This window comes from Prevotella ihumii, from assembly GCF_900155655.1.
GTDB lineage: Bacteria > Bacteroidota > Bacteroidia > Bacteroidales > Bacteroidaceae > Prevotella > Prevotella ihumii.
Window position 1 is genome coordinate 2,749,231 of record NZ_LT706987.1, and the last position, 6,476, is coordinate 2,755,706.

General features: G+C 44.9%; 10 protein-coding genes and 3 pseudogenes. 7 read left to right on the plus strand and 6 right to left on the minus strand.

The window, feature by feature from the left end:
- Positions 1 to 1,040: pseudogene (locus tag CZ367_RS11930) on the minus strand (hypothetical protein); the annotation flags it as partial.
- Here CZ367_RS11930 and CZ367_RS11935 point away from each other — a divergent pair.
- From CZ367_RS11935 to CZ367_RS11950, 4 genes and pseudogenes are all read left to right on the plus strand, one after another.
- Positions 1,036 to 1,188 (plus strand): annotated as a pseudogene (locus tag CZ367_RS11935) (DUF4138 domain-containing protein); the annotation flags it as partial. The pseudogenes CZ367_RS11930 and CZ367_RS11935 sit on opposite strands and share 5 nt — an antisense overlap.
- On the plus strand, positions 1,182 to 1,760 hold the full coding sequence (locus CZ367_RS11940; RefSeq protein WP_077197058.1) for a conjugal transfer protein TraO: 579 nt from the start codon (positions 1,182 to 1,184) through the stop codon (positions 1,758 to 1,760). The pseudogene CZ367_RS11935 and the gene CZ367_RS11940, both read left to right, overlap by 7 nt.
- Positions 1,761 to 1,772: 12 nt before the next feature.
- On the plus strand, positions 1,773 to 2,258 hold the full coding sequence (locus CZ367_RS11945) for a DUF3872 domain-containing protein (protein WP_077197059.1): 486 nt from the start codon (positions 1,773 to 1,775) through the stop codon (positions 2,256 to 2,258).
- A complete protein-coding gene (locus CZ367_RS11950) occupies positions 2,245 to 2,751 on the plus strand; it encodes a glycoside hydrolase family protein (RefSeq protein ID WP_077197060.1) in 507 nt (168 codons plus the stop codon). The genes CZ367_RS11945 and CZ367_RS11950 overlap by 14 nt, the downstream gene beginning before the upstream one ends.
- A gap of 244 nt (positions 2,752 to 2,995) precedes the next feature.
- Here CZ367_RS11950 and CZ367_RS11955 read toward each other — a convergent pair whose 3' ends face one another.
- From CZ367_RS11955 to CZ367_RS11970, 4 genes and pseudogenes are all read right to left on the minus strand, one after another.
- Complete coding sequence (locus CZ367_RS11955; RefSeq protein WP_036927963.1) at positions 2,996 to 3,214, minus strand: hypothetical protein; 219 nt, start codon at positions 3,212 to 3,214, stop codon at positions 2,996 to 2,998.
- Positions 3,215 to 3,269: 55 nt separating this feature from the next.
- On the minus strand, positions 3,270 to 3,500 hold the full coding sequence (locus CZ367_RS11960) for a hypothetical protein (RefSeq protein ID WP_052046011.1): 231 nt from the start codon (positions 3,498 to 3,500) through the stop codon (positions 3,270 to 3,272).
- Positions 3,501 to 3,531: 31 nt separating this feature from the next.
- On the minus strand, positions 3,532 to 3,777 hold the full coding sequence (locus CZ367_RS11965) for a DUF6926 domain-containing protein (protein WP_077197061.1): 246 nt from the start codon (positions 3,775 to 3,777) through the stop codon (positions 3,532 to 3,534).
- 22 nt (positions 3,778 to 3,799) lie between these two features.
- A pseudogene (locus tag CZ367_RS11970) lies at positions 3,800 to 4,423 on the minus strand (PcfJ domain-containing protein); the annotation flags it as partial.
- 188 nt (positions 4,424 to 4,611) lie between these two features.
- Between CZ367_RS11970 and CZ367_RS11975 the strand changes: the two are divergent.
- A complete protein-coding gene (locus CZ367_RS11975; protein WP_077197453.1) occupies positions 4,612 to 5,055 on the plus strand; it encodes an HU family DNA-binding protein in 444 nt (147 codons plus the stop codon).
- 83 nt (positions 5,056 to 5,138) lie between these two features.
- The gene (locus CZ367_RS11980; RefSeq protein WP_077197062.1) at positions 5,139 to 5,675 is read left to right on the plus strand and encodes a ClbS/DfsB family four-helix bundle protein; all 537 of its coding nucleotides are present in this window, start codon (positions 5,139 to 5,141) and stop codon (positions 5,673 to 5,675) included.
- 20 nt (positions 5,676 to 5,695) lie between these two features.
- On the opposite strand, the gene CZ367_RS15985 is transcribed toward CZ367_RS11980, so the two are convergent.
- Complete coding sequence (locus CZ367_RS15985; RefSeq protein ID WP_077197063.1) at positions 5,696 to 5,905, minus strand: hypothetical protein; 210 nt, start codon at positions 5,903 to 5,905, stop codon at positions 5,696 to 5,698.
- 58 nt (positions 5,906 to 5,963) lie between these two features.
- On the opposite strand from CZ367_RS15985, the gene tnpB reads away from it, so the two are divergent.
- Entirely contained in the window at positions 5,964 to 6,308 is a 345-nt protein-coding gene (tnpB, locus tag CZ367_RS11990; RefSeq protein ID WP_077195453.1) for an IS66 family insertion sequence element accessory protein TnpB, read from the plus strand.
- The last annotated feature ends 168 nt before the right edge of the window (positions 6,309 to 6,476 follow it).

The window sequence follows — 6,476 nt, forward strand, 5'->3', positions numbered from 1 at the left end:
TTCCAGCTTACAGGTGGACCGGGGTTGGTATTCGGTGTGGTGTTGGGGCGTGGAGTCTGAATCCAACCCTGTGGCACATCATGGTTGCCGAGTTCTGTGAGGACGGCATTATAACCAACACCCGTGTTCTCCGGGTCACCATACGCACCCTTCTCTGTAGGTACACCAGGGGCAATGCCCTGCTGCTTATAGTACGCCTCTTTCTGTGTCTGTATCTGATTCATACGTTCAGCATAGTCCTGCTGACCAGCGGTTACATATGAGCCGTTGCGTCCATAGACGTTATTGAACAGACCTGTTCCTATCCTTGAAGCAACTCGTTTGTCGCCAATAAAGTAATGCTTCGTAAAGCGGTTCTTGTTGATGCTGATTATCGAAGCAGGATAGAGCGTGAAGTTATCCGTCTCATGGAAGGTGATGCCTTGCGGAGCACCGTTGATATACACACCTTCCATCGTACCATAACTCTTCATAATGCGTTCGCCGGCAGCGTTATACGTATAGCGTGAGGTTTTGCCATTATCAGAGAGTACCATCAGGCGGTTGTCCTCGTCCCAGTACATTTCACGGGTAGCGTTGGTCGAATCGTTCGTTACCAGCGTTGGATTACCGTTGGCATCATAGGTGTAATGGTCGTGACCAATCTGCGTTGGAGCCGTCGGGTGGTTACTGTCCTCATACTTATAAGCGAAGTTATAAGACTTAGCAGTTGTCGTTGAGTCCACCTTCTGCACCTTCGTCAGCGGCTCGCTCATCCGTCCGAACGACATCACCATATCATACGATGCACGCTTAGCCTTACCGCTGGCATGAACAAGACGGTTCAACTCATCATACTCATACGTATGCGAACTCCTTCCTCCTAACTTCGCCTCGTTGAGTTTCGTCAGCGACGTTGGGTTGGCAGCATTCGTAATACCAAGGATATTATCCACAGCATCATAGCGATACTTGTTCTCCATCACAGTCTGACCGTCCGCTGTAAGGTTCATCACCTGCAGACGCTCACGCTGCTTGTCGTAGGTATAGGTAGTCTCCATTGCCTTGGAACAGTTCTCACTATCAGAGGATAAACAGCTTGAAGTGACGCTTTATGAGCATAATGGTGGACGAACGCTTACCTTCTATGTCGAGCCGCAAGATTTACTTTTGGCTCAGAAGATTGATAACCTCAAACTTAAATGGTAATGAAGAAGTATCTTTTTTTATTGGCTTGTGCGGTGGCGATGATGCTGCCAGCACAAGCGCAAAGACTGATTCCGAAGCAGAAAGGAATAGAAGTAGTAGGCAGTCTGCCGATTATCAAGGGCGAAAAACTTTTTGCCAAGGATAACTTCGGTCTGGGTTTGTCGCTCACTCGCTACTTGAAGCGTGAGAACTATGCCTTTATGGGTATGGAATATGAGCAACAAAATATGCCGTATCGCAGTTATGATGTGAAACTCAAAGATGCACTTTTGCATTTGGGCTATATGCACCCGATTATGTCGGACAATGGCAAGAACGTGTTGCTCTATGGTGGTGTCTCCGCTTTGGGTGGTTATGAAGAAATCAATGATGACAAGCCGTTCCTGCCCGATGGGGCAAAACTGCTTGACCGCTCACGCTTCGTTTATGGCGGTGCGGGGCATCTATCCATAGAATGTTTCTTTTCGGACAATGTGCTGTTGCTATTCAAAGGACAGGGACGCATACTCTTTGGTACGGATGTTCATCATTTTCGCCCTGCTGTATCGGCAGGAATCAGGTTTAATCTATAAATGTAGGGAACAATGAAAAAGAATTTTTTTAATAGTATATGGGTAATGGGAGTGCTAACCCTTGCCGTGTTTTGTTTATCTGCTTGTGATAGGGAGTTGGATGTTCAGCAGTCTTACCCGTTCACTGTCGAGACGATGCCCGTTCAGAAGGACATCGTCAAGGGACAGACGGCAGAAATCAGGTGTACGCTCAAACGAGAAGGAAGATTTGAGGATACTCGCTACACCATCAGATATTTCCAGCTGGACGGGAAAGGAACGCTAAGAATGGACAATGGGACGGCTTTCAAGCCCAACGACTGCTATCCGCTCACAAAAGAAGTGTTCCGACTCTACTACACCTCCGCTTCGACAGACCGACAAACCATTGATGTGTATGTGGAGGACAACTTCGGGCAAATCGCCAAACTGTCGTTCAACTTCAATAACGAAAAAACGGAGGAAAAGGGAAAGTCCATCGCAGTAGTAACCAAAGCCTTGAACGATGCGAACAGCTAAACGCTTTGCTTTATTCTGTATAATATGTTTGTTCTGTCAATCACTCCCGGCTCAGCGTGGGGTGCGATTGGCAGACTTATCACCTTTTGAGCGTGTCGTAGTGGTCGTAAAATACTTCGAGGGACTACATAGAAAGGATTGTTATCCCTATGTAGGATACGGTCATCGGTTGCAGCCACACGAGCATTTTTCTCCTAATATGTCAGAGCGGCAGGCAGACTCTCTCCTGCGTGCCGACCTTTGGAAATGCTTTGAACACTTCAAAGGATATGGTAAGGATGCACTACTACTTACTTTGCTTGCCTACAATGTAGGAGTAGGTCGTTTGCTCGGTTATGGTAATCATCCCAAAAGCCGACTAATACGAAAGATAGAGTCGGGCGACAGGAACTATTATCGTGAATTTGTCTCTTTCTGCCGATACAAAGGAAAGGTGCTACGAGGACTTGTCAAACGACGAAATGTGGAGTTTGTCCTGTTTTATATACCCTGATTATCAAATACACCCCTTGCGACATTTTTATGCTTCGCAAGGGGCGTTTTCTTGTCGTTTTAGTCGCCTTCTTCGTTATGATTGAGTAACTTTGCAAAAAATGGAAATTGTCAGACTTTTTGTACGTAATTAAATTATAATGCAATTATTGCGACTTTCTTTTGCTTCTTTTCTTTGGTCGCCTGCTCGTTCAATGAAAAAGAAAAGAAGCCACGCAATTTTTAAGGTTGCGTGGCTCATTGTGTTAGGGATTTTCGGTTGTTTCAATTATCCGCTCTTCGGGGTGGGTATTAAAAGCCCAGTTGATGTGTTCATCGGGCAGCGTGCTGTGTATTCCTCTGCCCATCACCATTCCACAATCTTCAAGGATTTTGCGCTCGGCTTCTTCTCGGTCTGTGGCTACAACCTCAAACACACCTTCAAAAACGTATTGGGTGCGTACTCTGTAAACTTTCCTTTCCATATTTTCAAAACTCAGCGATTAGTAATCTGTGTTCCATTGGTTCACCATTCGATAGCTAACGGTGGGTTAGCCAAAAATGATGTGCGCCGTAACCATAGACAAAAAACTTGTCAAGTTCCGTTTCTTGGGAGATTTGGAGGAGTGCGGTCTGCAACTCCTCCTTGCTCTCGGCTATGCTTATGGCATTGATAACTCTCACGATGATGATGGGTATTTCATCTGCCCACGAGTTGTTGAGAGCTTTGCTCGAAAAATTATGAATAATGCCTTCTACATGTACTTTCATATTGTTGTCGTTTATAGGTTGATGTTTTTATTTACTCTCTGCAAATAAGGGTGCAGTCCTCTACCTCGGTGGGTAGTCCAAAGGCTGGAACGTGGGTAAAATAAGCTTGCATATTCCCCTCTATGTCTGTGTGGGGCGATATAACCTCCGCTTTGGTGTCCTTACTCCATTGGTCTGCGAGTGCGATTTCTTCGTCTGTCAGTCCTGTACTATCTCCATTGATAAGGTAACCTAAACTCCACGTTGGAATTTTCTCTATTGTCTTGTATGTCGCCATAATCGTTGTTATTATAGGATTGTTATGCGGTTGCTCTCTGTGCTATCATTCTCATATTCTTCTGCATCAAGGCGAGTATCTGCTCGTGGTACTCGGTGTTCTTGTTGCACACTCCACGACTTTGCACCACTTTCATCGTTTCCAATGATACCTCGATGGTTTCGATGCGCTCTCCGTCCTTTGTGGCAGAGAAGATAAGCGACTGCGGTTTGCTGTAATAGCGTGCATCATATACGCAATGGTGCATTGCCGTGCCCTCCTCCAAATGCTCCTGCACACTCTCCAAAACATGGATGCGGATAATGCCGTCCGTAAACTCTATGCCAAAGAATTTTGCTTTGAGTTGCTTGTATGCTTGTTCGGCTTCCATCGCTTCCTTACGCTTCTTGATAATGTTCTCACGTTCTTTCATCGCTCTGCGCTTGGCTTAGTAATGGTCGTGCGCTGCTCTTAGGTCGGTGGGGCAAATATACTTCGGACTGCGTGTGTCCTTGTTGAGTGTCGCAAGTGTATCAACCATATCGCACCATAAATTGCCGTCCTCCACTTTGTAGCCGTTGCGCAAACAGATACGGATAAATGCCCAATACTTGTCAATCTTGGCATATCTGTCCCTAATGAAGTGGCAAAGTAGGGAGATTTGTCCCCCTTATTGACAATCAACAAAAAGCTCATAAGCTTTCTCTTGATTTCTTATGAGCTTTCTCGGAAAAGCTTATGAGCTTTTGCAATAAAAGAAATATCTTTGCGTTATGCTTATAAAGAAACCTTTGCCGACAGCCAATGCCTCCGACTTCGGCAAAGGAGGGCAAAGGAGGAAAATACGATAGAATTATGGCAAACAAACCATTGCAATACGTTCTTGTGGAACGTAAAATGAATGTAGGTCCCCAAGCGGGAAAGACTGTTCAGATTGCCCAGCCTACGGGCAGACACCGTGTGGATTTTCGCAGTTTCTGCGAGCGTGTGGCAAAGTCCACCACATTCAATCGTCAGGAAGTGGAAGCCGTGTTGAACTATGCCACTGAGATTGCCCGCGACATCGTGGCAAACGGCGACATTGTGGATTTTGGCGATTTGGGTACGCTCAAACCATCGTTCAAGAGCAAAGCCGTGCCGCAGGGAGAAAAATTCAATGCCAATGTGCATATTGAGAAGCCTGTGGTGCTGCTTAATCCGTCGAGAAAGTATTTTACGCTGACCGATGTGAGTTACGAGCAGACGACAATGCCTGAGAAGAAGACGAAGACGAACGGCGGAGGAAGTGTACATCCGTAAAGTTATTTTCGATTGTGGAGCGGCGCTCGTCATATAGGGTCGCTCCACAATTATATTTTGAATATTGTTTTAATTTGAAAAAAATGGCACGAGCAACCACAAAGGCAGATTTGATGACATCTGCAAACGAACAATTTGACAAGATGTGGAAACTCATCGAAACGATGAGTGAGGAACAACAGAACGCAACATTTGCCGAAGAAATGGCAACGGCTGGCAAGGAAACTCATTGGGGCAGAGACAAGAACCTGCGTGACGTGCTTGTACATCTGTACGAATGGCATCATCTGCTGTTGGATTGGGTACAAGCCAATAGCAACGGTGAGCATAAACCATTTCTTCCCGAACCATATAATTGGAGAACATACCCGACAATGAATGTTGAGTTCTGGAAAAAACACCAAAGCACACCTCTGACAGAAGCAAAGGCTAAACTGAAAGAAACTCATAGTAATGTAATGGAGTTGATTGAAACATTTTCTAACAATGAACTCTTTGCTAAGGGGATATTCAATTGGACGGGGACTTCCACACTCGGTTCTTACTGTGTTTCAACCACTGCAAGTCATTACGATTGGGCGATAAAAAAGATAAAAGCACACATTAAAACCTTGAAATAAAAGCTTTATATCGGATAACTTCATCTTGCAAGTACGGCTCTCTGTGAGCTTCGGCTTTCTTTTCTTCCATAAACCCTACCCCTCAGTCTGTCCAATGGCTCAACCTCCCACTGTACAAACTTAGTCGCCATCAAACGCTCACTTTCATCAACCACCGAACTTATGCGGTAATGAGAGGAGGAGCTATATCCTTTTTCTTTCATCGAAGATGTGATATTTACTGTAAGCATCCAATATTAGCCGCCTTTGTGTAACATTCTTGCTTTACTACCTTTGCCCGAAAAACTTATGTTTGTACTCAATGAAACAAATGTTTTTCGGGTTTGTTGCACTCCTGTGGACATGCGTCAGGGTATTCTTCGCCTGTCCCAATTGGTACGCAGCAATGACTTCAATCCTTCTGATGGTGTTGTCTACGTTTTCTACAATCGAGCCCGTAACCGAATTAAATTGCTGCACTGGGAACGCTGTGGTTTTGTCGTGTATCATAAACAGATGGCACAGGGTTGCCTGAGTCCTAAAATCATACGGGCGAGAGTTGGATTTTATGAACTTCGCTGGGACGAATTGGTACTCTATATTGAAGGTATAAATCCTAATTGCTACCGAAGAAAAAGATACAATAAATCTTAGTATTTTCTTGCCAGTGTCAGATATTTTTCGTAACTTTACATCGTATAAAGAACTGATAATGTGATGGATATGCCTTATAGTACAATGACATCTGACTACCATTCTCTCACTCGGGAAGCTGTTGTTAAACTTCTTGAGCAAAGGGATGCTGAGCTTAAGATTAAGGAT

What these genes read in the sequence shown, in the direction of transcription:
- CZ367_RS11940 (WP_077197058.1), top strand. Translation starts at nt 1,182, where the DNA reads ATGGTAATGAAGAAGTATCTTTTTTTATTGGCTTGTGCGGTGGCGATG.
- CZ367_RS11945 (WP_077197059.1), top strand. Translation starts at nt 1,773, where the DNA reads ATGAAAAAGAATTTTTTTAATAGTATATGGGTAATGGGAGTGCTAACC.
- CZ367_RS11950 (WP_077197060.1), top strand. Translation starts at nt 2,245, where the DNA reads ATGCGAACAGCTAAACGCTTTGCTTTATTCTGTATAATATGTTTGTTC.
- CZ367_RS11955 (WP_036927963.1), bottom strand. Translation starts at nt 3,214, where the DNA reads ATGGAAAGGAAAGTTTACAGAGTACGCACCCAATACGTTTTTGAAGGT.
- CZ367_RS11960 (WP_052046011.1), bottom strand. Translation starts at nt 3,500, where the DNA reads ATGAAAGTACATGTAGAAGGCATTATTCATAATTTTTCGAGCAAAGCT.
- CZ367_RS11965 (WP_077197061.1), bottom strand. Translation starts at nt 3,777, where the DNA reads ATGGCGACATACAAGACAATAGAGAAAATTCCAACGTGGAGTTTAGGT.
- CZ367_RS11975 (WP_077197453.1), top strand. Translation starts at nt 4,612, where the DNA reads ATGGCAAACAAACCATTGCAATACGTTCTTGTGGAACGTAAAATGAAT.
- CZ367_RS11980 (WP_077197062.1), top strand. Translation starts at nt 5,139, where the DNA reads ATGGCACGAGCAACCACAAAGGCAGATTTGATGACATCTGCAAACGAA.
- CZ367_RS15985 (WP_077197063.1), bottom strand. Translation starts at nt 5,905, where the DNA reads ATGCTTACAGTAAATATCACATCTTCGATGAAAGAAAAAGGATATAGC.
- tnpB (WP_077195453.1), top strand. Translation starts at nt 5,964, where the DNA reads ATGTTTGTACTCAATGAAACAAATGTTTTTCGGGTTTGTTGCACTCCT.